Below are 26,948 nucleotides of genomic sequence, written 5' to 3'. Positions count from 1 at the left end.
ACTACCGGCTGTTCTCGTCTTACGTTCACAGGAATCCCGCCGACATGTCGATGACGATCGATCCGAAGCAGGCCGCCGCGCTGCTGGCCGTCGCCGACACGGGCAGCTTCGAGCAGGCCGCCGTGCGCCTGCATGTGACCGCCTCCGCCGTCACGCAGCGGGTCCGCGCGCTGGAAGCGAGCCTCGGCACGCCGCTGGTGCTGCGCACGCGGCCGTGCCGCCCGACGGTGGCCGGGCAGCGCGTGCTGCAGCACCTGCGCCGCGTCGCGCTGCTGCAGGCCGACCTGCAAAGCACGCTCGCGACCGAGCGCGAATCGCCGATCTCGGTCACGATCGCGCTCAATTCGGACAGCCTCGGCACGTGGTTTCTGCCGGCGCTGACGTCCGTGCTCGCGGGCGAGCGCATCCTCTTCGAGCTGATCGTCGAAGATCAGGACCACACGTTCGCGTTGCTCGAAAGCGGGATGGCGGTGGGCTGCGTGACGACCGAGCCGAAGCCGATGCGCGGCTGCCTCGCGACGCCGCTCGGCACGATGCGCTGCCGGCTGCTCGCGGCCGCCGCGTTCGCGGTGCGCTGGTTTCCGCGCGGGCTGAACCGCACGAGCGCGCGCAAGGCGCCCGTCGTCGCGTATTCGCGGCGCGATACGCTGCAGTCGTCGTTCCTGAAGGAGAAGTTCGGGTTGCCCGACGGCGCGTACCCGTGCCACTACGTGCCGGGAACCCATTCGCATTTCGCGGCGGTGCGGCACGGGCTCGGCTACGCGATGGTGCCGGAGCCGCTGATCGGCAGTGCACCGCTCGACACGCAGGGGCTCGTCGATCTCGCGCCCGCGCATCCGACCGACGTCACGCTGTACTGGCACGCGTGGACCGTGCAGTCGCCGACGATGGCGTCGTTGTCCGAGCGGGTCGTCGAAGCGGCGCGGCGGCTGCTTGCGCCGCTGCCGTAAGCACCGCCATCGCCACAGTCCGCGGTGTGCGGTATACCTGAAGGCGAGAAACCCCGCCGCGCCGCCTATACTTTTTCCATCGGCCTCGCGAACGCGCCGCGCGGCCGATCACGCCTATCCGGCCGCGCCCTTTCCCGCAAGGAGAACGTCATGTCTCGCCGCTACATCGATTGCCGCGAGTTTCCCAGCGCGACGAATTGCTCAGTCGCGATTTCCGCCGACTCCGACAACGAACTGCTGGAGGCCGCCGTGCAGCATGCGGTCCAGGTGCACCAGCACACCGACAGCGCCGAACTGCGCACGCAACTGCAAGCGCTGTTCCGCGACGGCACACCGCCCGCCGATGCACCCCGGCAAGCATGATCCGCCGGCTCGCCTGATATCGACAGACGGGTTGCCCCATCGCCCCCGTCGCCTCTCCGCCCCCTGCTTCGCGCCATCGGGCCGGCGTCCCCGCCGGCCGGCGCATTCCCCCTTACGCGCGGCGTTGCGCGAAATACGCACCGACCGCGTCGATGAACGTATCGATGTCCGCGCGCGATACGTCGCAGTGCGTGACGAAGCGCGACGCGTACAGCATCTGCGTGAGAATCCCGCGTTCCTTGAGCCACGCCTCGAGCGGCGCGCAATCGGCTTCGGGGAATTGCGCGAACACCATGTTCGTCGCGTGCGACAGTACCTTCACGGTATCGATCCGCGCGAGGCCTTCGGCGAGATGCGCGGCATTCGCGTGATCGTCCGCGAGCCGCTCGACATTGTGGTCGAGCGCATACAGGCAGGCCGCCGCGAGAATGCCCGACTGCCGCATCCCGCCGCCGAGCACCTTGCGCCAGCGCTGCGCGCGCTCGATCAGCGTACGGTTGCCGACCAGCACCGAGCCGACCGGTGCGCCAAGCCCTTTCGAGAAGCAGATCGACACGCTGTCGAACGGCGCGCCCAGCTCGGCGATCGAACGCCCCGACGCGACGGCCGCGTTGCATACGCGTGCGCCGTCGAGGTGCAGCGACAACCCGCGGCTGCGCGCGAACGCGGTGGCTTCCTGCACGTAGCCTGCCGGCAAAACCTGGCCGCCGATCGTGTTTTCGAGCGCGAGCAGGCGCGTGCGGGCAAAGTGATTATCGAGCGGCTTGATCGCCGCGGCGATCTTCGCGAGCGGCAGCGTGCCGTCCGGCGCGTTCTCGATCGGCTGCGGCTGGATGCTGCCGAGCACGGCCGCACCGCCGCCTTCGTACTTGTAGGTGTGCGCGAGCTGGCCGACAATGTACTCGTCGCCACGCTCGCAATGGGCCATCAGCGCGGCCAGGTTGCTCTGCGTGCCGCTCGGGAAGAACAGGCCGGCTTCCTTGCCGGCCCGCTCGGCCGTCACCGCCTGCAGGCGCAGCACGGTCGGGTCGTCACCCCATACGTCGTCGCCGGTTTCGGCGGCAGTCATCGCGGCCAGCATTGCCTGGCTCGGACGTGTCACGGTATCGCTGCGTAAATCGATCATCGCTGAGTCCTGGGTAAACGCGGACCGGAACCGATGCGTCCGGCCCTGCCGAAACGAGACTCAGAGTGTACGCAATTCATGCAGCGTGTGCGTATCGAAGGTCGCTGCGCGCACGGCTCACCTGGCGCACGTGCGCGCCATGCCGTACGACGCCGCCCGGGCCGCCGTCAGTAGCGCGGCGGCGGCGGTTGAACGCCCGCCGGCGGCATCGGCGGCGCCGCGCGCGGTGCGCCCCCATATCCGCCACCGCCATACCCGCCACCGCCACTGCCGCCGCTCATCCCGCCCGGCACCGGCACGCGGTTGCCGGTCGCGTACATGCATTGCAGGTAGCCATAGTCGTAGCGGCGCTGGATGTCGTAGGCCGAGCCTTGCGCGGCACCGGCGCCGACCACGCTGCCCGCGAGCAGTCCCGCACCCGCGCCGACGGCCGCACCCGTGCCGCCGTTGAACGCCGCGCCGGCCGCCGCACCCAGTGCGGTGCCGACGGCCGCGCTGCCGACCGCACTCGCGGTCGACGCCTGCCCGGCGCTCACGCCGCCCGATTGCTCGAACGCGTATTGGCGGCAGTTCGCATCGTCGGCGCGGAACTGGTCGAACGACTTGCCGGTGCCCGGCAGCGCCATCACGCTCGGCCCGGTCGGCATGTATGCGCACGCGCCGAGCAGGCCGGCCAGCGCCAGCGCGGCCGGCACGCGCAGCGGTCGAAATACGGATTTCATCGTCGCGCCTCCGTCACTGCGGCCGCGCCGGCACCGATCGCCAGCCCGACTTGCAGGTCTTCACATACGGGTAGTAATGCTTCGACGCGTCGCAGTAGTACCAGAGGTTCGCGTCGCCTTCGTCCTGCGGCTGGCCCTTCTCGACGTACTCGGGCGGCGGCCCCGGATCGACGGGCACGGCAACGACGGGCGGCGGGTAGTAGTAAGGCGCGGGGACGACGGGGTAGTAATACGGGTAGCCGGGGCCGATATAGACTCCGACCCGAGCGGCATGCGCCACGCCGCCCGTCGCGATCGCCACTGCGGCCACCGCGCCCAGTGCGAGCTTCAATCCATTCACGTCACGTTCTCCGGCTGGCGGTTCGTCGATGCGAACCCGACATCCCGAACGCTACGCCGCGCGCGATCCGTCATCCATTACGGGCCGGCGCGCCCATGTTGCGCGGCGTTACCCATGTGACAAACCCCATCGGCCGCGGCCCGCCGGCACGACCGCTTGCGTTACGCGATAACGCACTGAAACGGTTCGGCCGCGCGGGCGCCGTGACGCGCCGTGTCACGCGACGTTTGCGTCCGCGCCGAACCGTTCCGATGACGCGACGCGCCATATTGCCGCACGTGCGTCAGACCGCCACGCCGCGGCCGCGCGCGCCGCAAGCAGCCTTCTTGATACGAATCAACGATTTACCCTGGAAATGCGCGCGACGGGCTGGACATCTGCGACGAGTTGGCGCATTTCGCGGTGCAACATCGCGGCCCATACTCCAGCCAACCCCGACGCCCATCCGCCGGGGTCCGCCGGCACCCGCCGGCGGGTATCGTCAGCCTCGGTCAACTGGTATGGACACCGCTCTTTCGGCCCTCGATCTGGCCCGCCTGCAATTCGCGTTCACCGTCTCCTTTCACATCGTCTTTCCGGCGCTGAGCATCGGCCTCGCCAGCTTCATCGCCGTGCTCGAATATCGCTGGCTGAAAACCGGCAAGCAGTACTACAAAACCCTCTGCCTGTTCTGGTCGAAGATCTTCGCGGTCGCGTTCGGGATGGGCGTCGTCTCCGGCGTCGTGATGAGCTACCAGTTCGGCACGAACTGGTCGGGCTTCTCGAGCTTCGCCGGCGCCGTCACCGGGCCGCTGCTGATGTACGAGGTCATGACCGCGTTCTTCCTCGAGGCCGGCTTCCTCGGCATCATGCTGTTCGGCTGGAACCGCGTGAGCCCGCGCGCGCACTTCGGCGCGACGCTGATGGTCGCGATCGGCACGCTGATCTCGACGTTCTGGATTCTCGCGTCGAACAGCTGGATGCAGACGCCGCAGGGCTTCGAGATCGTCGACGGCCGCGTCGTGCCGACCGACTGGTTCGCGATCATCTTCAACCCGTCGTTCCCGTACCGCCTGTTCCACATGGCGATCGCCGCGTTCATCGTCGCCGCGCTGGTGGTGGCCGCGACCGGCGCCTGGCACCTGCTGAAGGGCCGCCGCGACAAGGGCGTGAAGAAGATGTTCTCGATGGCGCTGTGGCTGCTGCTGGTACTCGCGCCGCTGCAGGCCCTGATCGGCGACCAGCACGGCATCAACACGCTGAAGCACCAGCCCGCGAAGATCGCCGCGATCGAAGGGCTGTGGGAAACGGAAAAGGGCGGTACCGCGCTCAACCTGTTCGGCATCCCTGACATGAAGGCGGAAACGACCCGCTACGCGGTGAAGGTGCCGCACCTCGGCAGCCTGATCCTCACGCACAGCTGGGACGGGGAGATCCGCGGCCTGAAGGAATTCCCGCCGGAAGATCGCCCGAATTCGACGGTCGTGTTCTGGAGCTTCCGCATCATGGTCGGCCTCGGCTTCGCGATGATCGGCCTCGCCGCGCTCGCGTGGTTCCTGCGCCGCCGCGGCCGCCTGTATGAATCGAAGTGGTTCCAGCGCTTCGCGCTCGTGATGGGCCCGACCGGCTTCGTGTCGCTGCTCGCGGGCTGGGTGACGACCGAAGCGGGCCGCCAGCCGTGGGTCGTGTATGGCGTGATGCGCACCGCGCATGCGGTGTCGCCGCTGTCGGTGCAGCAGGTCAGCCTGTCGATGATGACTTTCGTGATCGTGTACTTCCTCGTGTTCGGCACCGGCGTGTACTACATGCTGAAGCTGATGAAGGCCGGCCCCGCGCTGCCCGACGTGAAGCACGACGACACCCCGGACACGCGCCCCGACCACACCGCGCGCCGCCCGATGTCGGCCGTCGACGAGCCGCTCGAGACCGTCTGAGCCCACCCTTTTTCGCATACGAGAAAACCTATGGACGTCACCGTAATCTGGGCCGCGATCATCGCATTGGGGCTCTTCATGTACGTCGTGCTCGACGGCTTCGACCTCGGCATCGGCATCGTCTTCCCGTTCTTCCCGGACGAGAAGGAACGCGACCTGATGATGAACACCGTCGCACCCGTGTGGGACGGCAACGAGACGTGGCTCGTGCTCGGCGGCGCCGGGCTGTTCGCGGTGTTTCCGGTCGTCTATTCGACCGTGCTGTCGGCGCTGTACCTGCCGCTGATCTTCATGCTGGTGTGCCTGATCTTCCGCGGCGTGTCGTTCGAGATCCGCGCGAAGGCGCGGCGCACGAAGCAGCTGTGGGATCTCGCGTTCATCGGCGGCTCGGCCGGCGCGACGTTCTTCCAGGGGATCGCGCTCGGCGCGTTCCTTCAAGGCATCAACGTGAAGGATGGCGTATTCGCGGGCGACCCCTTCGACTGGCTCACGCCGTTCAGCCTGCTGACCGGCCTCGGCCTGATCGTGACCTATGCGCTGCTCGGCTGCTGCTGGCTCGTCGCAAAGACGGAAGGCGACCTGCAGCGGCGCCTGCATCGCGTCGTGTGGCCGCTGACGGTCGTGCTGCTCGGCTTCATCGCGGTCGTCAGCCTGTGGACGCCGCTGCAGGATCCGGCCATCGCGCAGCGCTGGTTCGACTCGGGGCTGTTCTGGCGCCTGCTGCCGGTGCCGTTCCTGGTCGCCGCGTGCGCGGTATGGATGCGCCGCGCGGTGCGCGCCCGGCACGACATGACGCCGTTCGTGCTCGCGCTGGCGCTCGTGCTGCTCGGCTACGTCGGCCTGCTCGTCACGCTGTTCCCGTATGCGATTCCCCAGACGATGACGATCTGGGAAGCCGCGGCACCGCGTTCCAGCCAGACCTTCACGCTGGTCGGCGCAGCGGTTATCCTCCCGATCATCATCGCCTACACGACGATGGGTTACTGGGTATTCCGAGGCAAGGTGCGCCATGAAGACCAGCATTACTACCACCACTGATTCCGCCGATCGCCAGCCCGATGCGCCGAAGCCGCGCATGCGCGGCTGGATGTGGTTCGTCGTCCTGTGGGCGGGCGGCGTGCTCGGCGCCGTCACGCTCGGCTATGCGTTCAAGATCTTCATGAACCTGACGCTGTTTGCGGTGAAGTAGGCGAAGCGGCTGCCGGGTCGAGCGACGATCCGGGCAGCCGTTTTCTCGTCGACGGCTGCCGCTTCGGCCGGATGCACCGGGCGACGCGCCGACATCCGTGGCCATTCTCCGGGCAGCGGCGCGCACTCCGCTCCCGCTCCCCCTTGCGCTCCCGGCGCCGGCACCTGCGTGCCGCTCACCGCTCGCACGACGTCGTGCACATCGCCTTGTCCATCGCGCTGAAGAAGGTCTGGTAGTAATCGGGCTCGACGATGGTCTTCATCCGCGAGTCGCCGTTGCTGTCCCATACCGTGCGGTCGAATCGCGCACGCACGATCGCGTCGTGTGTCGCCGTCACGCGAACCGTGACGACGGCGGCAATCCGCTCGTGATCCGGCTTCGCGGGCAAGCCGCCGATGCGCGCCTTCAGCGCGCCGCGCAGCAGTTGCCGCCACTTCGGAATCAGCGTACCGCTGCGCCCACCCTCGATCAGCCCCGAATCGCGATCGACCGTCACCGGCGCATAACCCTGCGCGCGCAGCACGCCGGCCACCGCGTCGAGTGCGCGCCCCTGCGTCGCACCGGCATAGCGGCGATCGGTCATCATGCGCAGCGTCTGCTGCTCGCTTTCGGACAGGTCGACTTCGGTCTGGCTCGAGCTGTAGCGCACCAGCGATCCCCCGCTGCCGATCTGGCGTTCGTTCTCCGGCTTCGACGCACATCCGGCCAGTAGCGCGAGCAGCCCGGCACAGGCGAGCGCCAGCGCGCCGCGGCCGCGCGCCGGCGGCACCGCTGCCTCGCGACGCATCGCGCGCCGGGCGCGAAGTCGGCGGCGAATTACGGTTGATCGGCAATCGGGTGGCGCTATGATCGTCATCGCGGTGTTCTCCTGTCGGCGCCATCATAGGGACACGCCCCGACCGCCACAAACGACATTTTTTGACCCACTGTGTAGCTTTTCTTCGCGATCTCACGATGCGCCGATTGCCGCCCCTGAACGCGCTGCGCAGCTTCGAAGCTGCCGGCCGCCTGCAGAGCCTCACCCTCGCCGCCGACGAGCTGAACGTGACCCAGAGCGCGGTCGCGCAGCAGATCCGCGTGCTCGAATCGTTCTTCGGGCAGAAGCTGTTCGAGCGCGACGGACGCTCGTTGCGGCTCACGCCACGCGCGCGGCATTACCTCGTCGACGTCGCGAGCTGCCTCGGCCGGCTCGCTCAGGCGACGGGGCAGATGTTCGAACCCGGCGGCGGCCATCCGGTGCGGATCAACACGTCCGTCTCGTTCGCGCACGGATGGTTGCTCACGCAACTGGCTGCGTTCCATGCCGACCATCCGGACATCGACGTGCAACTCGTCACGACGCCCGACAACGAGCGCGACCAGTTCGACGAAACCTGCGACATCGTGGTTCGTCGCTATACACCGGAGCTGCGCCGCAAGGGGTTCGTGTCGCGGCCGCTGCTCGCGACCGTCGCGGTGCCGGTGTGCGCGCCGGGCCACCCGGTGCTCGACCAGGCGCGCACGCCGGCCGACCTGCGCAACGCGCCGCTGCTGCATTACGCGGGTTTGCCGCAGGCGTGGCAATACTGGTTCCATCAGGCGGGCTCGGTCGTCACCGAGACGCTGCGCGGGCCGTTTTATCGCGAGTTCTTCCTGATGATCAAGGCTGCGGCAAGCGGGCTCGGCGTGTGCCTCGCACCGCGCGCGGTGGTGCGCGACGACATCGAGCAAGGGCGGCTCGTCGCGCTGTTTCCGGAAGTCCACCTGGAAGCGCCGCCGTTTCATTGCCTGTATCGCGACGACGACGATCCGTCGCTGCGCACGTTCGTCGACTGGCTGTTCGCGCGGGCGGAGGCGCTGGAGGGGGCGCCGCCGGGATAGCCGGCGAGGGGTAGAAAGCAGGAACCGATGAAGCAGCCCAAGGCGGCTGCACCGTCACGTCCAGCTAGGCGTTCTGTCGCACCACACCGAGCTTCAATCCCAGCATGCCGAAGATGCGGTTCATCGTCTGTACCGTCCCGTCGCTGCGGCCTTGCTCGATATCCTGAATCGTCTTCGTCGACACACCGGCGAGCTTGGCCATTTCCGCGCTGGTCAGCCGCATCGCCTTCTTCAGATGACGTACCGATTCGCGCAACGACCACTCGGGATGCGCGAGCACGTCTTCGATCGCTTGTCGTCGGAGCGAAAGCTGTTCGGGAAGCGGCAGCGCGTTATAGCGTTTGTCCATTGCGTCACCCGTGCCTAGCGCAACGCATCCCGCTCACGCGCCAGCCGCTCGAGCCCCGGCTTCAGAAAGGCATGGACATCGTGCTCCAGCTTGAAATCAGAAGTCGTCAATTATTGGAAATACCGTCATTTCGTTGGAAATCTATACAAATTGCAACGAATAGCACATACAACTTATGTAGATTTCTGCCGAAACATGAATCCTTGCCGTTACTTCAGGCAGTGCTGAAAGCGCTCGGATTCTCGTTCAACGACCTATCGCCGCTCGCGCAGCGCCGCCTCGATCTTCCGATCGGTCTTGTACTGGCTCAGCGCATACACCGACCAGATCGCGGCCGGTATCCAGCCGATGATCGTGATTTGCAGGATCAGGCAGATGATCCCGGCGATCGGGCGGCCGATCGTGAAGAACTGGAACCACGGCAACAGCAGGGCAAGCAAAAGGCGCATCTGGACTCCTTTCGAGGCATCGTTGAAGGTTCATGCATCGCCAATATGGCGAGTTGTCCGCGCCATTTCAAGTCCGCTGCCGGCGATCCCCGGACGAGAAGCCTCAAACTCATCCCATCGACCTAAGCCGCGTCGGCCAGCCACCGCGCGACCCGCGCCACGAGCGGATCCGCTTCGTCGAAGCATTCGGCGCCCGCCACGCGCGGCGCGTCGCAAATCGCGAACACCGGCTTGCCCCACTGCAACCCGAGCGCGATCTCGGACAGCGTGCCGAGCCCGCCGCCGACTGCGATCAGGCACAGCGACGCACGCGCGACCAGTGCGTTGCGCGTGATGCCGAGCCCGGTCGGCAGCGCGACGCTCAGGTAGGGATTCGCGAGCGTCGCATCGTCTTCCGGCAGCAACCCGATCGCGCACCCGCCGGCCGCATGCACGCCGCGCGCGGCCGCCTCCATCACGCCCTGCTTGCCCCCGCCGACGATGGCGACACCCGCCGCCGCGAGCGCGTGCGCGATCCGCTGCGCGACCCGCATCTGTTCGTCGGTCGCCTCGCGCGGACCGATCACGCCGACCGGCATGCGATGCCGCCGCGCGCCGCGCTGCCGTTGCGCGAGTTGCGCCAGCGCGTCGCACGCCGCTTCCGACCACTCATCCATGACGTCGTTGCCGTACAAGGCCTTCTCCCAACGCAAGAACGCAGGTGCAGATCGCCGTCAGCACGATCGACAGCACCGCCGCCTGCGAGAAATCGGTTTGCCCGTCCGACAGCTTCAGATACATCAGCAGCGGCAGGATGTTGATCTGCGTGCCGGCCAGCGCGAGCGCCGTGCCGTAGGTGCCGAGCGCGATCGCCGTGACGAGGCACCACGCGGACGCGACCGACGGCCACAGTTCGCGCCACGCGACGTCGAGCCACGCACGCCACGGGCGCGCGCCGAGCGTCAGTGCCGCCTCGAGCGGCCGCCGGTCGAGATTCGCGAGCGCCGGGTAGATCATCAGCGCGACCCGCGGGATCAGGTAGTACGCATACGCGACCGCCAGCCCCGGCATCGTGTAGATCGCGCCGCCGAGCACGGTCGGGTCCGCGCCCAGCGACGCCGCGAGCGTGGTGACGAAGCCCGCGCGGCCGAACGCGAGGATGAAGCCGTACGCGATCACGAGCCCGGAGAACGCGAGCGGCACGCCGAGCAGCGCGAGCGTCCAGTGGCGGCGGGCAGGCGACTGCCCCGCCAGCGCGAACGCGACCGGCACGCCGATGCCGACCGACAGCGTGCCGGCGCCCACCGCCAGCGCCAGCGAATGCGCGATCGCATCGGCGACGAGCGGATCGTGCAGCACCACGCCGAACGCACGGCCGCCGTCCGTGAACGCCGAGCCGACGAGCGCGGCGAGCGGCAGCGCGAAGCACACCGCCAGCAATACCGCCGCCGGCACCGCGCCGAAGCGGCGCAGCACACCGCGTTCCGCCAGGGAGGTCTGCATCGTGTGCCCCTTACTGACCGAGCGTCGCTTGCGACCAGAGCTGGTCGATCTCGGCCTTGCGTGCGGCCGCCTTCGCCACGTCGAGCGGACGCACCTGCGGCGCCTTCGGCAGCTTCGCCGCGACATCCGGCGCGACCGGCGTGCCGGGCACGGCCGGCCGCACGAAGCCCTGCGCGAACAGCGCCTGACCGGCGTCGCTCATCACCAGGTTGAGCCAGAGCTGCGCGGCGGACGGGTTCGGGCCGTTCTTCACGAGGCTCATCGCATACGGCGCCGATACGCTGCCGTCCTGCGGAATCACGACGTCGGCCGCGTCACCCATGCCGTCGACGTACTTCGCCTTCAGGCCGTCGTTCTCGTAGCCGATCAGGATCGGGATCTCGCCCTTCACGAACTTCGCGTAAGGCGTCGTGCCTTCGACGCGCAGCACGTTGCCCGCGCGCTTCAGCTTGCCGAAGAATTCCGTGCCGGGCTTCGGGTTCTCGACGCTGCCGCCGTTCGCATACGCGGCCGCGAACACGGCGACCTGCCCCTGCCCGGTCGAACGCGGGTCGAGATAGACGACCGCGTTGCGATACTCCGGCTTCAGCAGGTCGGACCAGCGCTGCGGCACGTTCTTCACGAGCTTGCGGTTGACGAGGAACGCGATGTTCAGCGAGTGCACCGCGAACCAGCGGCCGTCCGCCGAGCGAAACACGTCCGGCAGCTTGTCGAAGTTGACCGGCTTGAACGGCGCGACGACATCCTTGCTTTCGGCGTCGAGCGCCGACGCAGCGAAGTAGTACGCGGTATCGGCCTGAGGACGGCGGCGCGACTTGTCGAGCGACACCACGGTCGCGGCCGAGCCGATGTCGTTGTAGGTGATCTCGACCTTCGGATAGCGCTTGCGGAACTCGGCGAACAGCGCCTTCCAGTTGGCCCATTCGGGGCCTGTGTCGAACGAGACGACGAGCCCTTCGTCGGCGGCCTTCGCATACAGCGCGTCCTCGCCCGGATATAGCGGCGCGGCGTGCGCCGGCGCGGCGGCCAGCGCCGCGAACGCGCAGAGCGCCAGCACGCCGGCGCGTAGGGTCTTCACAAGAGGGTGGCCTGCAGGCATCGGGGATCTCCGTTGAATGAAAGGGGTCATTGCGCGTCCGGCGCGGCCGGCAGCACGAGCAGATGGCGCGGGTCGATCGCGATCCGCCGGGTGGCCGGCACGCGGCCTTCGCACAGCAGCGGGTCGGCCGAGCCGGCGGGAAGGAAGTCGTAGCGTTGCGTCGCGCCGAAGTAGCGCACGTCGCCCGGCGCGCCGTCGATGCAGTTCACGCCGTGCGCCGGCGGATCGGCCTCCACGTGCTCGGGCCGCACCAGCACCTCGACCTCGGCGCCCGGCCGGTGCCCGCCGGTCTCGACGCGCAGCGTCGCGAACCGCACGTCGACCGTATCGTGCGCGGTCACGCGGCCGCGCAGCAGCGTCGAATGGCCGACGAAGCGCGCGACCTGCGCGGACGCGGGCCGCTCGTACAGGTCGCGCGGCGTGCCCACCTGCAGCACGCGCCCGCCGTCGACGATCGCGACGCGGTCGGCCATGCTCAGCGCCTCGTCCTGGTCGTGCGTGACGAGCAGCGTCGTCGCGCCGCACGCGCGCTGCAGCGCGCGAATCTCGTCGCGCAGCTGATGGCGGATGCCGGCGTCGAGCGCGGCCAGCGGCTCGTCGAGCAGCAGCAGCTTCGGCTCGATCACGAGCGCACGCGCCAGCGCGACGCGCTGCTGCTGCCCGCCGGACAGCATCGCGATGCCGCGCTCCGCCTGCGCCGCCAGGCCGACGCGCTCGAGCATGTCGCGCGCACGCTGCCGCCGCGCATGCGCCGCGACGCCGCGCATTTTCAGCCCGTACGCGACGTTATCCGCCACCGACAGGTTCGGGAACAGCGCGTAGTGCTGGAACACCATGCCGACCTCGCGCCGCCACACCGGCACGCCGGCCATGTCGGCGCCGCCGATCGCGATGCGGCCGCTGCCGCCGTCGAGCAGGCCGGCCGCGAGCCGCAGCAGTGTGGACTTGCCGGACCCGCTGCGCCCCATCACCGCGAGCAGCTCGCCTTGCGCGGCGGACAGCGTGACGTCGTCGACGCCGTGTCGCGCGCCGGGATACTGGAAACTGACGTGTTCGAACTCGAGACTCATGACGGACTCACTTCATACGTTGCACGGTGCCGACCGATACGAGCGTCGCGAGCACGGCGAGGACGAGCAGCACGACGGTCGCCGCGCAGGCCATCCCCGACGCGCCGTAGAACGCCTGCAGCAGCACGATCGGATAGTTGCGATAGCGAAAGCCAGCGATCAGGTTCGAGATCTGGAATTCGCCGATCGACAGCGCGGCCACCATCACGAGCCCCGAAAACAGGCTGTGCCGCAGGTTCGGCAGCACGATCGTGACGAACTGGCGCAGCGGCGTCGCACCGAGCGTCGCCGCGCAGGCCTCGAGGCGCGCGAGCCCGAGGTGGCGCAGATCGCTGAGCAGCGTCTGCAGCAGGTACGGCAGCGTCAGCACCGCGTGGGCCCCGATCATCAGCGGCAGCGTGCCGAGCCAGGGCAGCGTGTCGCCGCTGAAGATCGCGATATAGCCGAAGCCGAGCGTTAGCGCGGGCACGGCCACCGGCATCAGCATCACGACGCGCGTCGCCATGCCGCGCCCGGCCTGCGCACGGTGATGCAGCGCATACGCGAGCGGCAGGCCGACCGCGGCGTTCAGCGCGCAACACGCCAGCGCCACCGTCAGGCTCACGCCGAATGCGCGGGTGAAGCTGCGATTTCCGGCGAGATCGGCGAACCAGTGCCAGGTGAAGCCGGTCGGCAGCAGCGTGTTGGTCCACGACTGGCCCACCGAGCCGATCAGCAGCAGCGCGATCGGCAGCAACAGGTAGAGCCCGAACACCGCGACGAGCGCGTGCAGCAGGAAGCGTCCGGCACTCGGGCGCACCGGCCTGTTACGCGAAATCGGAACACCATCGGCCAGGGCCGGGGCGGTAGACGCAGGCATGAAAACACTCGCGGACAAGAGACGAAGACACCGCGCAACGCCCGCCGGGCGGGGCTGTCGCGCGTTTTCTGGATGGCCGCAGTGTGCGGATCCGACATGGCATCGTCATGAAAAAAACGTACAAAGCCCGCATCGATCTGTGCGCCGAAGGAATAGTCGCGATGAAGCACCTGTATCCGAACGTCTCGGAACTGCACGCATTCACCTGTTCTGCGAAGTATCTGAACTTCTCGTACGCGGCCCGCGAACTGGGCCTGACGCCCAGCGCGGTCAGCCGGCAGATCGCGAATCTCGAGGCGCTGTTCGGCGTGAAGCTGTTCGTGCGCGAGGGGCGCAGCCTCGCGCTCACGCGTGCCGGACAGGTGTACCACGCACGCGTCGCCGGCCCGCTGCGCGAGATCGGCAACGCGTCGATCGAACTGCTGAGCGCGCGCGAAAACGGCGACCTGCTGACGATCGCCAGCGTGCCGACGTTTACGACCAAGTGGCTCGTGCCGCGGCTCTCGCGCTTCCTGGCCGTCGCGCCCGGCGTCACGCTGAGCTTTCGCCGCCATCTCGCGCACGGCGACATCTTTCCGTTCGGGCTCGACGCGGCGATCCGCTACGGCGACGGGGCATGGGAAGGGGTGCGAAGCGATTACCTGGACGGGCGAACCTTCGTGCCGGTCTGTACGCGCGAATTCGGCGAGCGGCACGCGTTGCGCACGCCCGCCGACGCCGTCACGGCGCCGCGCCTCGTGCACGAGCAGGCGGAAATCGCGTGGTCCGCGTGGGCGGAACGCCATCGCGCGACGCAGATGAATGCGCTCGCCGGGCCGCGCTTCGAACAGTATTCGGTGCTGATCCAGGCCGCGCAGGCGGGACTCGGGCTCGCGCTCGTGCCGCGTTTCCTGATCGCGGACAATCTCGCGGCCGGCACGCTCGTCGAACCGTTCGATGCGCCCGTCGAGGTCGACGCGCAGGGGCACTACCTGTGCTACGCGCCGGAGCGCCTCGAGACGAGCGAAGCGTTGCGGCACTTCAGGGCATGGATGCTGGACGAATGCGCGCCGGCGTAAGCCGGCCCGCATGCGTCACGCGGCGGGACGCGCTCGACCGCGCGTCCCGCCGTACCGGACACCGCCGGGCAGCGGTGTCCGGCAGCCGTCGTCAGTGCCGATCGATACCGAGCCCCGGCAGCACGCCGGTGTTCTCGGCCACCACCGCATGCAGCAGGCGCGGGTTCGCACCGAGCAGCCCGAGGATCGTCGGCGCGACCTGCTTCGTGCCGACCGTGTCGGTCACCGTGCGTGCGCGATGCAGGCCCGGATACGACACGAGCAGGCCGAGGTGGCTGTCGTCCGGCGCGTTGCCGCCGTGCTCCTCGTCCTTCTTCGTGCTCGACGTGTAGATCACGCCCGGATTCGGCTGGACGACGATGTCCGGCGTGCGGCCGTTGGCCGGATCGCCGAAGCGCTCGGCGAGCGCCGCGCCGTACAGCACGTACGCCTGCGGGCCGTCCGCGCAGATCCCCGGCGCGTTGCAGCTGAGGTTCGCCTTCAGCGTCTGCACCACGGCCGTGCGCTGGTTGCGGTCGCGCAGCCAGATCAGGCCGACGTCGTCGGTCTGCACGAAGCCCGTGTCGACCAGGCCGGAGCCGTCGTTCAGGTTGCCCGTCTTCGTGTTGTTCTGGCCGAAGTTGCCGTTCGGGTCGATGTAGTTGTTCGCTTCGAGCAGCTTCGTCAGCGTGTCGCCGTTCTTCACGAGCTTCGTGCGATCGGCCGGCGACTGGCCATGCTTCGCCGTGACGATCACGGCCGTCGACGCATACAGGTTCGCCTGCTTCAGCGCCGCGACGACATGGCCGATCGAGTTGTCGACGTACGTGATCGCGTTCGCGACCTGCCCGTTCGGCGTGAAGTTCGCATCGAGATAGCCGCCGCCCTTCGCGACCGGCGCCTTCTGCGCGACGCTGAGCGTCTGGAAGTTGCCGCCGAACAGCGTCGGCACCGGCGCGCTCTTCGTGCCCGTCGAGTCACGGCCGTTGATCTGGTTGATCAGCGCCTGCACGTGCAGGTTGTCGAACTGCGCGGTATGCGAATAGACGTCGGTGTAGTCCGTCTTCGTCACCGGGTCGATCGAGTTGATCTCGGTGCGCATCAGATCGTCGACGCCGGTGCCCGACGGCCCGTTCAGCCAGTCGTAGCCCCACGCGTGCTTGTCGGCCCACGCGGTGGTCGCGTTCGGGATGCCGGCCTTCACGGCCTCGAACACGGTGTTGGTCTTCACGTAGTTGTGCGGATAGACCGGCACGCACTTGCCGTTGACCTTCGCGTTCGGGATCGCCTGCGGGTTGAACGCGCCGCCGCCGTTCAGGTGGACCAGCGCGCCGCCGTTCTGGGCGTCGATGCCGGTCGTCTCGTCGAACACGACGTTCCAGCCCTGCTTGCCCGAGCAGCTCGTGTCGCCCGGCGCGTACAGGTTGCGGTCGTACGACACGTCGTAGAACAGGCCGGCCGTCTTCGGCGAGCCGCCCGTCACGAGCGCGGCGAGGCCCGGAAACGAATCCGACAGGCCCGGCGTGTAGGCATTCGTGTACGTCACGCCGTGCTGCGCGAGCACCGCGAGGTTCGGGCACGTGTTCGCGCCGATGCAGCGCGCGAGATCCTGCTCGTGCAGGCCGTCGACGCTGATCAGCAGCACGTGCTTCACGACGCGGCTCGCGTGGCCGCGATCCTCGCCGTGACTGTCGTCGTCCTGCTGCGCGGCGTGCGCACCCGCACCGGCGAGCGCCAGCGCGCTCGCCACCATCGCCACCACCTTCCGCTGCTTACCAAGGAAAGACATGATCACCCCACCTCTTCGATTGACGTTGAACTGCGTGACTTGCCATCAGGCGCGCAAGACTATGGCTGCGCCGTGGGTCGCTCGCATGAAGCGGGGCTTTCTGTTTTCTATCAAACGTAACCAATCGCAAGTGACGCGAATCATTCGCAAAGCAAGGTGACCTGGCGCACATTGCGACGGGCGCGCTCACCTGCCGGCACTACACCGGTGCATCGGTCAAACCGCCGGCAACGTCATCGGCCGCACGATTTTTTTTCCGGCTTGGCGCGCGACTATTGGCGTGTGATAAAGGGTTTTCCCTGACCCGGAGCACGAGTATGTCGACCCTAGAAGCCCTCCGGTTCGTGCTGGACGATGCACGCACCCCCGAAATCATTCGCCACCATGTCGTCGACGCGTTGCAGTACGCGTTGCGCAACTACGGACAGGTGTTCACCGCGAAGGAAGTCGAATGGCTGGCGCAGTGGGACGACGCGCGTCTGCCGCTGGCTGCCAAGAAGGAACTGGGCAAGCGCGAGGAACCGGCGATCGCCGCGCGCTGAAGGAAACGCGCCGCCGCGCCCGAACGGATGAACGGACGCGGCGGCGGATGGCCTGCTTACTGCAGGCCGAAGTCGACGCGGGTGGTCGCGCCTTTGTCCTCGATGCCCTTCGCATCGAGCTTCGGCGCGACGACGAACACACGGCTCGAATCGATCTTCCCGTCGAGGTATTGACGCACGGCCTGCGCGCGCTGCTGCGCGAGCGCACGCAGCGCGTTGTCGTCGGCCGGCGCGTGCTCGGCGAGCGCCTTTTTCATGTCGGCGTCGGGCAGCGTCTTCTGCAGGCCGATCACGTTGCGCGGCTTCTTGAAGTCGGCGGCCTTGTACGCGCGCGTCAGGTACTTGCTGTACTCGGCCGGCTCGACCTTCACCGACATCGGGTCGATGCTCTCGCCCTGCCCGATCACGTCCTTCAGCTTCTGCTGGCGCACGAGCCGCTCGACGTACGCGTCGCCGAGCCCCGACGTGTCCTTCGCCGGATCGACGCGGCCGATCAGGTCGAGGCGGATCGACGGCTTCTCGGTCAGCATCTTCACGACGGTGTCGAGCTTCTTCTGCTGCGCGTCGTCGAGCTGGTACGAGCCCGGCGCGAATTCGACGTAGCCGAGATCCTCGCCGCCGCCGCCGAATGCATGCGCGAGCAGCGAGAACGGCGACGTGACGGCCTTCGCGATCAGGTTCAGCACCGCGCGCCAGATCAGCCCGCCGACGCTGAACTCCGGATTCGACAGCGAGCCCGACACCGGCAGGTTCACGTCGATCTGGCCGCGCGTGTTCTTCAGCAGCGAGATCGCGAGCTTCACCGGCAGCCGGGTCGCCGTGTCGTTCTCCACATGGTCGCCGAACGTGAGCTGGTCGATGAAGATGTGGTTGTTCGCCTTCAACTGGTCGTTCGCCAGTTCGTAATGCAGGTCGACGTTGAGCTTGCCCTTCGTGATCGGGTAGCCCGCGTACTTCGCAGAATACGGCGTCAGGTTGGTCAGCTCGATGTCGTGCGCGGTCGCGGTGAGGTCGAGCGCCGGCTTCTCGATCAGCGGGTTCACCGAACCCTTGATCGAGATCGGCCCGTTGCCCGCGAGGTTCGCGGCGACGTCGACCGGCGCGGACGTCGTCGAATCCGTGCCGAACGCGCCGACCGTGCCCTTGATCGCAATGAGGTTCGCCGTGTAGTTCGGCTTGATGAAGTTGTCGGTGTACGTCACGCGGCCGTTCTGCAGCAGCAGCTCGCCGAAATGCATGCGCACCGGGTTCTGCGGCGGCGGCGCGGCCTTCACGACCACCGTCGCCGAGGCGGCGGCCGGTGCCAACGCCTGCTGCGCGGCCGCGGCCGACGCGGCCTGGGCGGCGTCCGGCGGCGTCATGCCCGGCGACAGCGGCACCGGCTCGCCCTTGCTCGCGTCACGCGTGAGCGACTGCGCGGGGCCCGTTTCCTTCGCGACCACGTCCTTCAGGTTCAACCGCCCCTGCGCGTCGAGCAGCACGCGGCCGTAGAAGTTCGAGAACGTCACGCGCGCGGCATCGACGTCGGTGCCCTTCTCGTCGTAGTTCGCCTTCAGGTTCGTCAGCGCGAGCGAGCGCCAGCCCGCGAACGGGTCGGAGGTCGCCTTGTCGAGCATCCGCACGTCGACCAGCGCGACATCGCCGCGGTAGGTCGCGCGCGGCGCACCCTTCACCTGCGCGAACGTCAGGTTGCCCTGCGCGTTGAGCAGCGCACTGGCGATCGTCGCGTTCAGCGCACTGCCGAAATACGGCTCGAACGCGGCCGCGTCGAGGCGGTTGCCGTTGATCTTCAGGCCGAGCTTCAGCGGCTGCGCGGTCACGTCGCCCGTCACGTTCAGCGAACCCTTGCGGTTCAGCGTCGCCTTCAGCTGCACGGGCAGCGGCCGGGTCAGGTCGTCGCTGATCTTCTGCACCGCCAGGTCCAGCGGCTTGATCGCCAGCTTCACCGGGCGCGGCGTCGACAGGTCGGTGAAGTTCGCGGCGGAATCCTTCACGTTCAGCGCGTCGATCCGGTAATGCCACGACGGCGCGGCGGCCTCGGCCTTGCGCGCGACCGTGCGCTTCGGCACCGCGGCCTGCGCGGGTTCGGCCAGCGCCGCGAGGTCGATCTTGCCGTCCTTCAGGCGCTGCACGTCGAGCGCGAGCCCGCTGACGTCGACGCTGGCGATCTCCGCGATGCGCGTGGCCACGTCGACCTTCGCGATCTTCGCATGCGCGTCGGGCAGCACGATCGCGGGCGCCTTCGCATCGGGTGTCGCGATCTTCAGTGACTTCAGGCTGACCGTGCTGTCGGCAACCTGCGCGGCGAGCGGCGTCTTGCCCCAGTCGGCCTTCGCGTTGACGGTCGCGCCGAGCGTGCCGTCGAGCACGCGCGCCCGCGTCGCCTCGCCGAGGTACGGCTGCAGCGCCGGCAGCGCGAGCGCGGCGACCGTCAGCTTGCTCTCGACCTGCTTCTCCGCGAGATTGAACGCGCCTTCGGCCGTCACGTCGCCGCCGCGCGACAGCGACGTCGACAGCGTGTATTTCGCGGGCGTCTTGCCCTGCATCGTGAAGCCGTCGAGCGTCGCGGCGAGCTTCGTGAGCGACAGCGCGGTCGGCGTCGCCGGCACGCGGTCGTCGACGTTGACCGTGCCGCCGTCGATCGCGAAATGGCGGATCGTCAGGTCGAGCGGCGGCGCCTCCTTCGTTGCAGCTTCGACCTTCGCGCCGCTGGCGGTGGCTGCGGCAGCGGCGGAAGCGGCGGCGGCCCCCGACGCCGCCGGCTTGCCTTCGGCGGCCTTCGAGGCGGCTGCCGGCTGCGCGGCGAGCTTCTCGACGTTCAGCACGCCCTGCTTGTCGCGCGACAGGTCGACCACCGGCTGGTCGATCCGGATCTCGTCGAAATGCATCGCGTTGCGCAGCGGTTCGAGGCTGGCCGCCGCGACGTGCACGCCGCGCGCGGCGAACAGCGGCGCGGACGCATGGTCCGTCACCTTCGCGTCCTTCAGGTCGACGGTGCCCGACACGCGCAGCGCGGGCGTCTCGCCGCTCATCACGAAATTGACCGCGAGGTCGCTGCTCAAGAGGCCGCTCGTCACGGCCACCGGCAGCTTCGCCGGCACGTACGAGATCAGCTTCGGCACGTCGAGGCCGTCGAATTTCAGCGCGATCTCCGATTCGCGCGACTGCGCGAACGGCTTGGTCTTGCCGTCGATCGCGATCGGGCTGCCATCGAAGCGCGCGCGCAGCTTCGGCTCGACGAAGATGTCGGTCTTCGAGGCCAGCGTCGCGATGTACGGAATGCCGAGCGTCCAGTTGTCGACGACGTGCTTTTCGTTCAGCAGACGGTCGTCGAAATCGATCCGGCCGTTGTTGACCTGGATGTTCGACACCGAGAACTGCGTCGGCTTGCTTTCGGGTTTCGGCGACGGCGTCGAGAACTTCTCGATCAGGTCGGTGAAGTTGAAGCGTTGCGCGTCGTAGCGGACGATATGAAAGCGCGGCGAGTCGAGGCGCACTTCATTGACGATCGGCGCGCCGCGAAACAACGACGACCACGACGGCCGCACGACGAGCTTCGCGATGTCGATGAAGTCGCCCTGGCCGCCTTTGTCGCCGAGATGGATGCCGTCGGCTTCGAGGTTCAGCGTGTAGGGGTTCAGCGCGATGCGCTGGATCGTGGCGGGCCGGTCGAGCTGCTTGCTCAACTGCTGTTCGGCGATATGGCGGATCAGCGGCGGCGCCGCGAAGAACCCGAGCAGTCCGAATAAAACGATGAAGATCAGCAGGCCGATGCCGATGCGCCGGGCCCGGCGCGAACGTGCAACGCCACCGAGGGCATGGAGGGTGGAGGGTACGGTTTCTTTGTCTGCGCTTGCCATGCTTGAATGCCTCGGGATGGAATGCCGGGCCGCGCCGGAGAACCGGGCGGCCGCGCACGCTATCCCGAAAGTATAGGCTCAGGAGGGGACGGGACGAGGTTCGGGCGCCGTCGCGCCCGCCGGTCGGACAGCGCCGCCGGTCATCCGTTCATTTCCGGACGACGACGGGCGGCATCCACGACCCGTCGCTCGCCTGCGGCTTCGGCGCGTACAGGCGCAACGCGAGTGCGAAATCGGCGCGCGGCGCCGGCAGCCAGTTGGCCGCCTGCGTGCCGCCCGGCGACGCCGACACGACGATGTCGATCGAGCCGTCGTGGTTGCGGCGCAACCGGTCGCGATCGCCGAGCGAACGGCGTGCCGACCCGACGTCGGGCAGCGCGCCGTTGGTCGAATAGGGCGTCAGCGTCCAGAATGCACGCACCGGCGGCAGCGCGCCCGGCGCGAAATGCAGCACGTAGCGGTTCGCGCCGTTCAGCGGATGGCCGTCGCTGTCGACGCGGACGACCGCGAGCGTTTCGTCGTCGCGCGTCGCGGTGCCGAACTGCGTGTAGGCCGCGTACGCGCGCAGCGTGTAGTCCTGGCCGTACTTGCCGGCCGTATCGCCGATCCAGCTCCAGCCGTTCGCGTTCAGCAGGTTCGACGGCGGGGTCGAGAGCCGCGCGCGCGCCTCGGCGACGCCGGCCGTCGCGGCCGCGAGGCGGTTGCCCGCCCACAGCACCGGGTAGCCGGCCGACACGCCGATGTCGCCGAGCAGTTCCTGTGCGTGCGCATCGTCGGCCGGCGCCGGGTTGTCCTGCAGCGCCTGCGCGAAGCGCGTGAAGAACGCCTTCGGATCGAGTGCGGCCACCTGCTCGGCCGGCGTGCCGCCGCCCACCGCTTCGGACGGCGCGCTGCCCGCATGCACCGCGACCGACGCGCCGCGCGCCGCGCCCGTGTAGACGGACAGCGGCACCACGCGGATCGCGCGCTGCAGTTTCTTCACGTTCGTGAGGTCGCGCCCGCCGCTCGTCTGCAGCCGGACTTCGAGCCACGCATTGGCCGACGGGACGTCGATCCGGACCGCGCCCTTCGGCAGCGTGCCCTGCCAGTCCTTCACGGCGAAGGCAATCGTTTGCGATCGCGCGCCGCCGCGTGCCCCGCGTGCGGCCACGCTCGACGACGACCACAGCACGTTCGTCCACATGTCGAGTGCGCGCGCATCCCAGTAGCGGCCGCGCGTGTCGGGCAACGTGACGATCACGGGTTCGGTCGCGACGTCGAGCCAGCCGGTCGAGTCGAGCGTGTCGACGCCCGGCAGCGGCGGATTGACCGCGCCGACGGGCGGCAGCGCCTGCGCATGGCGCAGCGTGTTGAGCGGCGCCTGCCCCGGTTGCGCGCCGTCGCCGCCCGTCGCCGCTTCCTTCGCGACGTCCATCAGCACGAGCGGATACGCGTAGACATAGGAGTCGACGACTTCCGCGCGCATCCAGCCGGTTTTCCGCTGGATGGCGTCCGGTTGCGACGCGCACCCCGCTAGCAACGCCATGATGGCGAGCGACGCGCACGCGCGCCGCAGAGAAACTGATTCCTGCTGGTTTTCAATCATCGATTACTGGCCGAATATCGTTCTTTTCAGTCAACGCCTTGTTCGACTTGCGAATGGCGAAAGCAAGGCACCCCAGCCTGCCCGGACAACCGTCTCGCTACGGTTCATAACGGTGGGCGCTGATGTCAGGCCGGTATCATAGCGCCTCAGGGCATCCCCCAATATGCCGATTAGCGGGTGGCGCGTATCCGCGGGCTGACCAGTCCCAAATGTTTCGCCGGATCTCCAGGAAAATTGGGGCGGCATCGAGGCGATGTCGGCCGACTTCGGATCGGTCTCAGCGGCAATCGAGTTGTCATCTGGATTGACAAGTGGTGTCACTATTGACACCATTCAGCATGGCAAGCGATTGGAAGATCCTCGAGCAAATGAGGCGCGAGCCCGCGAATGTGCGATTCGGCGATCTGTTCAAGGTCTGCGAGACGCACTTCGGCCAGGCCCGCCAATCCGGTTCGAGCCACGCCATTTTCAAGACACCGTGGCAAGGCGATCCTCGAGTGAATATCCGGAGCGATCACGGGAAAGCCAAGGCCTATCGGGTGCGGCAGGTTCTCGACGCGATCGACCGACTCAAGGAACAGAAATCATGACTCAAGACCACTTTACGTACCGCGTAACGTGGTCCCCGGAGGACGGGGAGCACGTCGGCCTGTGCGCGGAGTTCCCGTCTCTTTCGTGGCTCGACGCGACGCCGGAAGGCGCGCTCGCCGGCATCCGCCGGCTCGTCGCCGATGTCGTGCGCGACATGACCGCGAACGGCGAAAAGGTGCCCGAACCGATCGCCGACCGCACCTATAGCGGTGAATTCAAGGTCCGCATCCCGCCGCAAGCTCACCGTGCGCTGGTGATCCAGGCCGCCGAACAGGGCGTCAGCCTGAACCGTCTCGCCAGCGCCAAGCTCTGCGCATAGCCAGCCACGCGATTGCGTGCAAGCACGTGACGCCCGGCCTTCCTCGTGGAAGCCGGGCGTTCGCTTTTTCCGGGTCGTGGCACCCTGTGATCAGGGATGGCCTTGAGCCGATCCGCCCGCCTTGCATCGCATGCATCAACCACCGCTTGACCTTACCATCGTGGGAATGTTGATACTGCGATCATTGGCGGCATGAGCCGCGCATTCAGGGAATCCGACATGACTGAACCACTTGCCTCCGCAGCGCTGCATACGATCGAGCTGAGCATCGACGGCATGCATTGCGGCGGCTGTACGGGCCGCGTGCAACGGGCGCTGGCCGCGGTGTCGGGCGTCGTCGAGGCGGCGGTTGACCTCGACACGCACACGGCGACGGTGACTGCGCACGATACTGTCGAAGCCGCGCAACTCGTCGAGGCGGTCGACGCAGCCGGCTACCGCGCCGCCGTGCGCGACCCGCTGGTCGAAGACGCCGCGACGCCGCATGCCCATCCTGTCGAAGCCTCACCCGCGCCGATGGCCGCAGCCGCTTCCACGACCCGCCACCCGCTTCCGGCCGACAGCACCACCATCGAACTCGATATCGACGGGATGACCTGCGCATCGTGCGTGTCGCGCGTCGAAAAGGCGCTGGCGAAGGTGCCGGGCGTCACGCGCGCGTCGGTCAACCTCGCGACCGAGCGCGCCACCGTCGATGCCGCGGCGAACGTTTCCGCCGTGCAACTGGTGGACACCGTGAAGCAGGCCGGCTACGGCGCGACGCCGACGGTAACGGAGGCCGGCGTCGCCGCGTTCGCGCCTTCGTCGCCTACCGCGCCCGCCAGCATCGAACTCGACATCGACGGGATGACGTGCGCGTCCTGCGTATCGCGTGTCGAAAAGGCGCTGGCGAAGGTGCCTGGCGTCACGCGTGCGTCGGTCAATCTCGCGACCGAACGGGCCACCATCGACGCCGCGCCCGATGTGACCGCCGTACAACTCGCCGAAGCCGTGAAACAAGCCGGCTATGGCGCGACACCGGTGGCCGGCGCCGCGATCCCGCCGGCAGCCTCCATCGCCCCCGCCGATCTCGAACTCGACATCGGCGGGATGACCTGCGCATCCTGCGCCGGCCGCGTCGAAAAGGCGTTGGCCGCCGTGCCGGGCGTCGCACGCGCTTCCGTCAACCTCGCGACCGAGCGTGCGTCGGTGCACGGCGCCGGCGCGCTCGACGCCGCGACGCTGATCGCAGCCGTCACCACGGCCGGCTACCGCGCGTCGCTCTCCGCCGCATCATCAGCCGGCGCCACCGCCGGGGCTGACGCGCAACCGGGCAGCCCCGCGCAAGACCCGGACGCCCGCAAGCACCTCGAAGCGATTCGCGAACGCGATCTCGTGATCTGGTCCGCCGTGCTGAGCGCGCCCCTTGTCGCACCGATGCTCGTCGCGCCGTTCGGCATCGACCTGATGCTGCCCGGCTGGCTCCAGCTCATGCTCGCGTCGATCGTCCAGTTCGGCTACGGCGCGCGCTTCTACCGCGCGGCCTGGCACGCGGTGAAGGCCCGCACCGGCAACATGGACCTGCTCGTCGCGCTCGGCACGTCGGCCGCGTACGGGCTGAGCCTGTGGATGCTGCTGCGCGCCCCCCTGCATCCCGGCCACCTGTATTTCGAGGCGTCGGCCGTCATCGTCACGCTGGTGCGCTTCGGCAAGTGGCTCGAGTCGCGCGCGAAGCGCCAGACCACCGACGCGATCCGCGCGCTGAACGCGCTGCGTCCCGACCGCGCGCGCGTCGTCGAGCACGGCGTCGAGCGCGACGTGCCGCTGGCGCAGGTCCGCGTCGGCACCCGCGTCAGCATCCGTCCCGGCGAGCGCGTGCCGGTCGACGGCCGGATCGTGTCGGGCCGCTCGCACATCGACGAATCGCTGATCACCGGTGAAAGCCTGCCCGTGCCGAAGGACGACGGCGACCCCGTCACGGCCGGCTCGATCAACGGCGAAGGCGCGCTCGTCGTCGAAACCACCGCGATCGGCGCGGAGACGACGCTCGCACGCATCATCCGCCTCGTCGAATCCGCGCAGGCCGAGAAGGCGCCGATCCAGCGGCTCGTCGATCGCGTGAGCGAGGTGTTCGTGCCGGCGATCCTCGGCATCGCGTTGCTGACGCTGGTCGGCTGGCTGATCGCGGGCGCCGGCACGGAAACCGCGATCCTCAACGCGGTCGCGGTGCTGGTCATCGCGTGCCCGTGCGCGCTCGGCCTCGCGACGCCCGCCGCGATCATGGCCGGCACGGGCGTCGCGGCCCGGCACGGCGTGCTGATCAAGGATGCGCAGGCGCTCGAACTCGCGCAGCGCACGACCGTGATCGCGTTCGACAAGACCGGTACGCTGACCGAAGGCAAGCCGTCCGTGACCGCGTTCGAAGCGGTCGACGTGCCGCATGACGAAGCGCTTGCGCTCGCGGCGGCGGTGCAACGCCAGAGCGACCATCCGCTCGCGCGCGCCGTGGTCGCCGCGCACGACGCCGACCTGGCCGCACGCGGCGGTGCGGGACCGTCGCCCGTCGCCGCCGATGCGCGTGCGGTGGCCGGACGCGGCGTGGAAGCGCGCGTCGGCGGGCAGTTGCTCGCGCTCGGCAGCACGCGCTGGCGCGACGAGCTCGGCATCGCGGTGCCGCCCGCGCTCGACGCACGCGCGGCGGAGCTCGAGCGCGCGGGCAACACGATCTCGTGGCTGATGCGCGCCGACGCGCCGCGCGCGTTGCTCGCGCTGATCGCTTTCGGCGACACCGTGAAGCCGGGCGCCCGCGACGCGATCGCGGCGCTGTCGGCGCGCGGCGTCGCGAGCGTACTCGTGACGGGCGACAACCGCGGCAGCGCGGCCGCCGTCGCGGCGTCGCTCGGGATCGCCGAGGTGCATGCGCAGGTGCTGCCCGACGACAAGGCGCGCGTCGTCGCCGAGCTGAAGCGCACGCACGGCGGGATCGTCGCGATGGTCGGCGACGGGATCAACGATGCGCCCGCGCTCGCCGCGGCCGATGTCGGCATCGCGATGGCGACCGGTACGGACGTCGCGATGCATACGGCCGGCATCACGCTGATGCGCGGCGATCCGGCGCTCGTCGCCGACGCGATCGACATCTCCCGACGCACGTACCGGAAGATCCAGCAGAACCTGTTCTGGGCGTTCGTCTACAACCTGGTCGGCGTGCCGCTCGCGGCGCTCGGCTGGCTGAACCCGGTGATCGCGGGCGCGGCGATGGCGTTCTCGAGCGTCAGCGTCGTGACCAACGCGTTGCTGTTGCGGAGATGGAAGGGGCGCGCGCGGTGATGTGTGCCGGTGATGTGTGCTGGTGACGTGTGCCGGTGACGTATGCCGGTGACGTGTGCCGGTGACGTGTGCCGGTGACGTGTGCCGGTGACGTGTGCCGGTGACGTGTGCCGGTGACGTGTGCCGGTGACGTGTGCCGGTGACG

25 protein-coding genes are annotated in these 26,948 nt (G+C 68.5%); 11 read left to right on the top strand and 14 right to left on the bottom strand.

Annotated elements, in window-relative coordinates:
- Window positions 1–44: 44 nt before the first annotated feature.
- Together LGM56_RS27730 and LGM56_RS27725 are read left to right on the top strand one after the other, a co-directional pair.
- Window positions 45–950 (top strand): HTH-type transcriptional regulator ArgP, encoded by a 906-nt coding sequence (locus LGM56_RS27730; protein WP_226207281.1) that lies wholly within the window; start codon window positions 45–47, stop codon window positions 948–950.
- Between the two features lie 150 nt (window positions 951–1,100).
- Window positions 1,101–1,313 (top strand): DUF1059 domain-containing protein, encoded by a 213-nt coding sequence (locus LGM56_RS27725; protein WP_089496053.1) that lies wholly within the window; start codon window positions 1,101–1,103, stop codon window positions 1,311–1,313.
- Window positions 1,314–1,425: 112 nt separating this feature from the next.
- Here the strand turns inward: LGM56_RS27725 and ltaE are convergent, their stop codons facing one another.
- The 3 genes from ltaE to LGM56_RS27710 all read right to left on the bottom strand — a co-directional run bounded on the left by ltaE (window position 1,426) and on the right by LGM56_RS27710 (window position 3,501).
- Window positions 1,426–2,439 (bottom strand): low-specificity L-threonine aldolase, encoded by a 1,014-nt coding sequence (gene ltaE / locus LGM56_RS27720; RefSeq protein ID WP_226207280.1) that lies wholly within the window; start codon window positions 2,437–2,439, stop codon window positions 1,426–1,428.
- A 167-nt stretch (window positions 2,440–2,606) separates the two neighbouring features.
- The gene (locus tag LGM56_RS27715; protein ID WP_226207279.1) at window positions 2,607–3,161 is read right to left on the bottom strand and encodes a YMGG-like glycine zipper-containing protein; all 555 of its coding nucleotides are present in this window, start codon (window positions 3,159–3,161) and stop codon (window positions 2,607–2,609) included.
- A 13-nt stretch (window positions 3,162–3,174) separates the two neighbouring features.
- Entirely contained in the window at window positions 3,175–3,501 is a 327-nt protein-coding gene (locus tag LGM56_RS27710) for a hypothetical protein (RefSeq protein WP_039364383.1), read from the bottom strand.
- A 500-nt stretch (window positions 3,502–4,001) separates the two neighbouring features.
- Here LGM56_RS27710 and LGM56_RS27705 point away from each other — a divergent pair, with 500 nt between their 5' ends.
- Genes LGM56_RS27705 through LGM56_RS27695 form a run of 3 tightly spaced genes read left to right on the top strand, consistent with a single transcriptional unit; the run spans window position 4,002 to window position 6,603 of the window.
- Window positions 4,002–5,414 (top strand): cytochrome ubiquinol oxidase subunit I, encoded by a 1,413-nt coding sequence (locus LGM56_RS27705; protein WP_089496050.1) that lies wholly within the window; start codon window positions 4,002–4,004, stop codon window positions 5,412–5,414.
- Between the two features lie 30 nt (window positions 5,415–5,444).
- Entirely contained in the window at window positions 5,445–6,452 is a 1,008-nt protein-coding gene (cydB, locus tag LGM56_RS27700; protein WP_226207278.1) for a cytochrome d ubiquinol oxidase subunit II, read from the top strand.
- Entirely contained in the window at window positions 6,424–6,603 is a 180-nt protein-coding gene (locus LGM56_RS27695; RefSeq protein WP_089496049.1) for a hypothetical protein, read from the top strand. Before cydB ends, LGM56_RS27695 begins: the two co-directional genes overlap by 29 nt.
- A 175-nt stretch (window positions 6,604–6,778) precedes the next feature.
- Here LGM56_RS27695 and LGM56_RS27690 read toward each other — a convergent pair whose 3' ends face one another.
- Window positions 6,779–7,390: a hypothetical protein gene (locus LGM56_RS27690; protein WP_226207277.1), complete on the bottom strand. Its 612-nt coding sequence runs from the start codon at window positions 7,388–7,390 to the stop codon at window positions 6,779–6,781.
- Window positions 7,391–7,557: 167 nt separating this feature from the next.
- Here LGM56_RS27690 and LGM56_RS27685 point away from each other — a divergent pair, with 167 nt between their 5' ends.
- Window positions 7,558–8,463 (top strand): LysR substrate-binding domain-containing protein, encoded by a 906-nt coding sequence (locus LGM56_RS27685; protein ID WP_226207276.1) that lies wholly within the window; start codon window positions 7,558–7,560, stop codon window positions 8,461–8,463.
- Between the two features lie 64 nt (window positions 8,464–8,527).
- Here the strand turns inward: LGM56_RS27685 and LGM56_RS27680 are convergent, their stop codons facing one another.
- The 7 genes from LGM56_RS27680 to LGM56_RS27650 all read right to left on the bottom strand — a co-directional run bounded on the left by LGM56_RS27680 (window position 8,528) and on the right by LGM56_RS27650 (window position 13,771).
- Window positions 8,528–8,812 (bottom strand): helix-turn-helix domain-containing protein, encoded by a 285-nt coding sequence (locus tag LGM56_RS27680; RefSeq protein ID WP_089459154.1) that lies wholly within the window; start codon window positions 8,810–8,812, stop codon window positions 8,528–8,530.
- Window positions 8,813–9,066: 254 nt separating this feature from the next.
- Window positions 9,067–9,261 (bottom strand): YqaE/Pmp3 family membrane protein, encoded by a 195-nt coding sequence (locus LGM56_RS27675; protein WP_089441448.1) that lies wholly within the window; start codon window positions 9,259–9,261, stop codon window positions 9,067–9,069.
- 122 nt (window positions 9,262–9,383) lie between these two features.
- Window positions 9,384–9,917 carry a TIGR00725 family protein gene (locus LGM56_RS27670; protein ID WP_226207275.1) on the bottom strand — a complete coding sequence of 178 codons (534 nt, stop codon included), beginning with the start codon at window positions 9,915–9,917 and terminating at the stop codon, window positions 9,384–9,386.
- A complete protein-coding gene (locus tag LGM56_RS27665; RefSeq protein ID WP_226207274.1) occupies window positions 9,910–10,743 on the bottom strand; it encodes an ABC transporter permease in 834 nt (277 codons plus the stop codon). Before LGM56_RS27665 ends, LGM56_RS27670 begins: the two co-directional genes overlap by 8 nt.
- A 10-nt stretch (window positions 10,744–10,753) precedes the next feature.
- Window positions 10,754–11,842 (bottom strand): extracellular solute-binding protein, encoded by a 1,089-nt coding sequence (locus LGM56_RS27660; protein WP_226207273.1) that lies wholly within the window; start codon window positions 11,840–11,842, stop codon window positions 10,754–10,756.
- Between the two features lie 26 nt (window positions 11,843–11,868).
- Entirely contained in the window at window positions 11,869–12,912 is a 1,044-nt protein-coding gene (locus LGM56_RS27655) for an ABC transporter ATP-binding protein (RefSeq protein WP_226207272.1), read from the bottom strand.
- A gap of 7 nt (window positions 12,913–12,919) precedes the next feature.
- Window positions 12,920–13,771, bottom strand: coding sequence for an ABC transporter permease (locus LGM56_RS27650; RefSeq protein WP_089475835.1), 852 nt, complete (start codon window positions 13,769–13,771; stop codon window positions 12,920–12,922).
- Between the two features lie 161 nt (window positions 13,772–13,932).
- On the opposite strand from LGM56_RS27650, the gene LGM56_RS27645 reads away from it, so the two are divergent.
- On the top strand, window positions 13,933–14,829 hold the full coding sequence (locus LGM56_RS27645; RefSeq protein WP_089496040.1) for a LysR substrate-binding domain-containing protein: 897 nt from the start codon (window positions 13,933–13,935) through the stop codon (window positions 14,827–14,829).
- Between the two features lie 91 nt (window positions 14,830–14,920).
- Here LGM56_RS27645 and LGM56_RS27640 read toward each other — a convergent pair whose 3' ends face one another.
- A complete protein-coding gene (locus LGM56_RS27640) occupies window positions 14,921–16,597 on the bottom strand; it encodes an alkaline phosphatase family protein (protein ID WP_264171007.1) in 1,677 nt (558 codons plus the stop codon).
- Between the two features lie 317 nt (window positions 16,598–16,914).
- On the opposite strand from LGM56_RS27640, the gene LGM56_RS27635 reads away from it, so the two are divergent.
- Complete coding sequence (locus tag LGM56_RS27635; RefSeq protein WP_027790361.1) at window positions 16,915–17,139, top strand: hypothetical protein; 225 nt, start codon at window positions 16,915–16,917, stop codon at window positions 17,137–17,139.
- Window positions 17,140–17,195: 56 nt separating this feature from the next.
- Here LGM56_RS27635 and LGM56_RS27630 read toward each other — a convergent pair whose 3' ends face one another.
- A complete protein-coding gene (locus tag LGM56_RS27630) occupies window positions 17,196–20,999 on the bottom strand; it encodes a DUF748 domain-containing protein (protein ID WP_226207270.1) in 3,804 nt (1,267 codons plus the stop codon).
- A gap of 148 nt (window positions 21,000–21,147) precedes the next feature.
- The gene (locus tag LGM56_RS27625; protein WP_226207269.1) at window positions 21,148–22,584 is read right to left on the bottom strand and encodes a DUF1254 domain-containing protein; all 1,437 of its coding nucleotides are present in this window, start codon (window positions 22,582–22,584) and stop codon (window positions 21,148–21,150) included.
- A 338-nt stretch (window positions 22,585–22,922) separates the two neighbouring features.
- Here LGM56_RS27625 and LGM56_RS27620 point away from each other — a divergent pair, with 338 nt between their 5' ends.
- The 3 genes from LGM56_RS27620 (at window position 22,923) to LGM56_RS27610 (ending at window position 26,803) form a co-directional block, all read left to right on the top strand.
- Window positions 22,923–23,174: a toxin HicA gene (locus LGM56_RS27620; RefSeq protein WP_226207268.1), complete on the top strand. Its 252-nt coding sequence runs from the start codon at window positions 22,923–22,925 to the stop codon at window positions 23,172–23,174.
- Window positions 23,171–23,494 (top strand): type II toxin-antitoxin system HicB family antitoxin, encoded by a 324-nt coding sequence (locus LGM56_RS27615; protein ID WP_060074480.1) that lies wholly within the window; start codon window positions 23,171–23,173, stop codon window positions 23,492–23,494. Before LGM56_RS27620 ends, LGM56_RS27615 begins: the two co-directional genes overlap by 4 nt.
- Before the next feature lie 219 nt (window positions 23,495–23,713).
- Window positions 23,714–26,803: a heavy metal translocating P-type ATPase gene (locus LGM56_RS27610; protein WP_226207267.1), complete on the top strand. Its 3,090-nt coding sequence runs from the start codon at window positions 23,714–23,716 to the stop codon at window positions 26,801–26,803.
- Window positions 26,804–26,948: the final 145 nt, after the last annotated feature.

The organism is Burkholderia sp. AU38729 (assembly GCF_020419725.1).
Taxonomy (GTDB): Bacteria; Pseudomonadota; Gammaproteobacteria; order Burkholderiales; family Burkholderiaceae; genus Burkholderia.
The sequence above is the reverse complement of the archived record's forward strand: the minus strand, read 5'-3'. Positions and strand labels throughout refer to the sequence as shown.

Bases quoted from the DNA above. Each gene is read 5' to 3' on its own strand.
- LGM56_RS27730 (WP_226207281.1), top strand. From the start codon at position 45: ATGTCGATGACGATCGATCCGAAGCAGGCCGCCGCGCTGCTGGCCGTC.
- LGM56_RS27725 (WP_089496053.1), top strand. From the start codon at position 1,101: ATGTCTCGCCGCTACATCGATTGCCGCGAGTTTCCCAGCGCGACGAAT.
- ltaE (WP_226207280.1), bottom strand. From the start codon at position 2,439: ATGATCGATTTACGCAGCGATACCGTGACACGTCCGAGCCAGGCAATG.
- LGM56_RS27715 (WP_226207279.1), bottom strand. From the start codon at position 3,161: ATGAAATCCGTATTTCGACCGCTGCGCGTGCCGGCCGCGCTGGCGCTG.
- LGM56_RS27705 (WP_089496050.1), top strand. From the start codon at position 4,002: ATGGACACCGCTCTTTCGGCCCTCGATCTGGCCCGCCTGCAATTCGCG.
- cydB (WP_226207278.1), top strand. From the start codon at position 5,445: ATGGACGTCACCGTAATCTGGGCCGCGATCATCGCATTGGGGCTCTTC.
- LGM56_RS27695 (WP_089496049.1), top strand. From the start codon at position 6,424: ATGAAGACCAGCATTACTACCACCACTGATTCCGCCGATCGCCAGCCC.
- LGM56_RS27690 (WP_226207277.1), bottom strand. From the start codon at position 7,390: ATGCGTCGCGAGGCAGCGGTGCCGCCGGCGCGCGGCCGCGGCGCGCTG.
- LGM56_RS27685 (WP_226207276.1), top strand. From the start codon at position 7,558: ATGCGCCGATTGCCGCCCCTGAACGCGCTGCGCAGCTTCGAAGCTGCC.
- LGM56_RS27680 (WP_089459154.1), bottom strand. From the start codon at position 8,812: ATGGACAAACGCTATAACGCGCTGCCGCTTCCCGAACAGCTTTCGCTC.
- LGM56_RS27675 (WP_089441448.1), bottom strand. From the start codon at position 9,261: ATGCGCCTTTTGCTTGCCCTGCTGTTGCCGTGGTTCCAGTTCTTCACG.
- LGM56_RS27670 (WP_226207275.1), bottom strand. From the start codon at position 9,917: ATGGATGAGTGGTCGGAAGCGGCGTGCGACGCGCTGGCGCAACTCGCG.
- LGM56_RS27665 (WP_226207274.1), bottom strand. From the start codon at position 10,743: ATGCAGACCTCCCTGGCGGAACGCGGTGTGCTGCGCCGCTTCGGCGCG.
- LGM56_RS27660 (WP_226207273.1), bottom strand. From the start codon at position 11,842: ATGCCTGCAGGCCACCCTCTTGTGAAGACCCTACGCGCCGGCGTGCTG.
- LGM56_RS27655 (WP_226207272.1), bottom strand. From the start codon at position 12,912: ATGAGTCTCGAGTTCGAACACGTCAGTTTCCAGTATCCCGGCGCGCGA.
- LGM56_RS27650 (WP_089475835.1), bottom strand. From the start codon at position 13,771: ATGCCTGCGTCTACCGCCCCGGCCCTGGCCGATGGTGTTCCGATTTCG.
- LGM56_RS27645 (WP_089496040.1), top strand. From the start codon at position 13,933: ATGAAGCACCTGTATCCGAACGTCTCGGAACTGCACGCATTCACCTGT.
- LGM56_RS27640 (WP_264171007.1), bottom strand. From the start codon at position 16,597: ATGTCTTTCCTTGGTAAGCAGCGGAAGGTGGTGGCGATGGTGGCGAGC.
- LGM56_RS27635 (WP_027790361.1), top strand. From the start codon at position 16,915: ATGTCGACCCTAGAAGCCCTCCGGTTCGTGCTGGACGATGCACGCACC.
- LGM56_RS27630 (WP_226207270.1), bottom strand. From the start codon at position 20,999: ATGGCAAGCGCAGACAAAGAAACCGTACCCTCCACCCTCCATGCCCTC.
- LGM56_RS27625 (WP_226207269.1), bottom strand. From the start codon at position 22,584: ATGATTGAAAACCAGCAGGAATCAGTTTCTCTGCGGCGCGCGTGCGCG.
- LGM56_RS27620 (WP_226207268.1), top strand. From the start codon at position 22,923: ATGGCAAGCGATTGGAAGATCCTCGAGCAAATGAGGCGCGAGCCCGCG.
- LGM56_RS27615 (WP_060074480.1), top strand. From the start codon at position 23,171: ATGACTCAAGACCACTTTACGTACCGCGTAACGTGGTCCCCGGAGGAC.
- LGM56_RS27610 (WP_226207267.1), top strand. From the start codon at position 23,714: ATGACTGAACCACTTGCCTCCGCAGCGCTGCATACGATCGAGCTGAGC.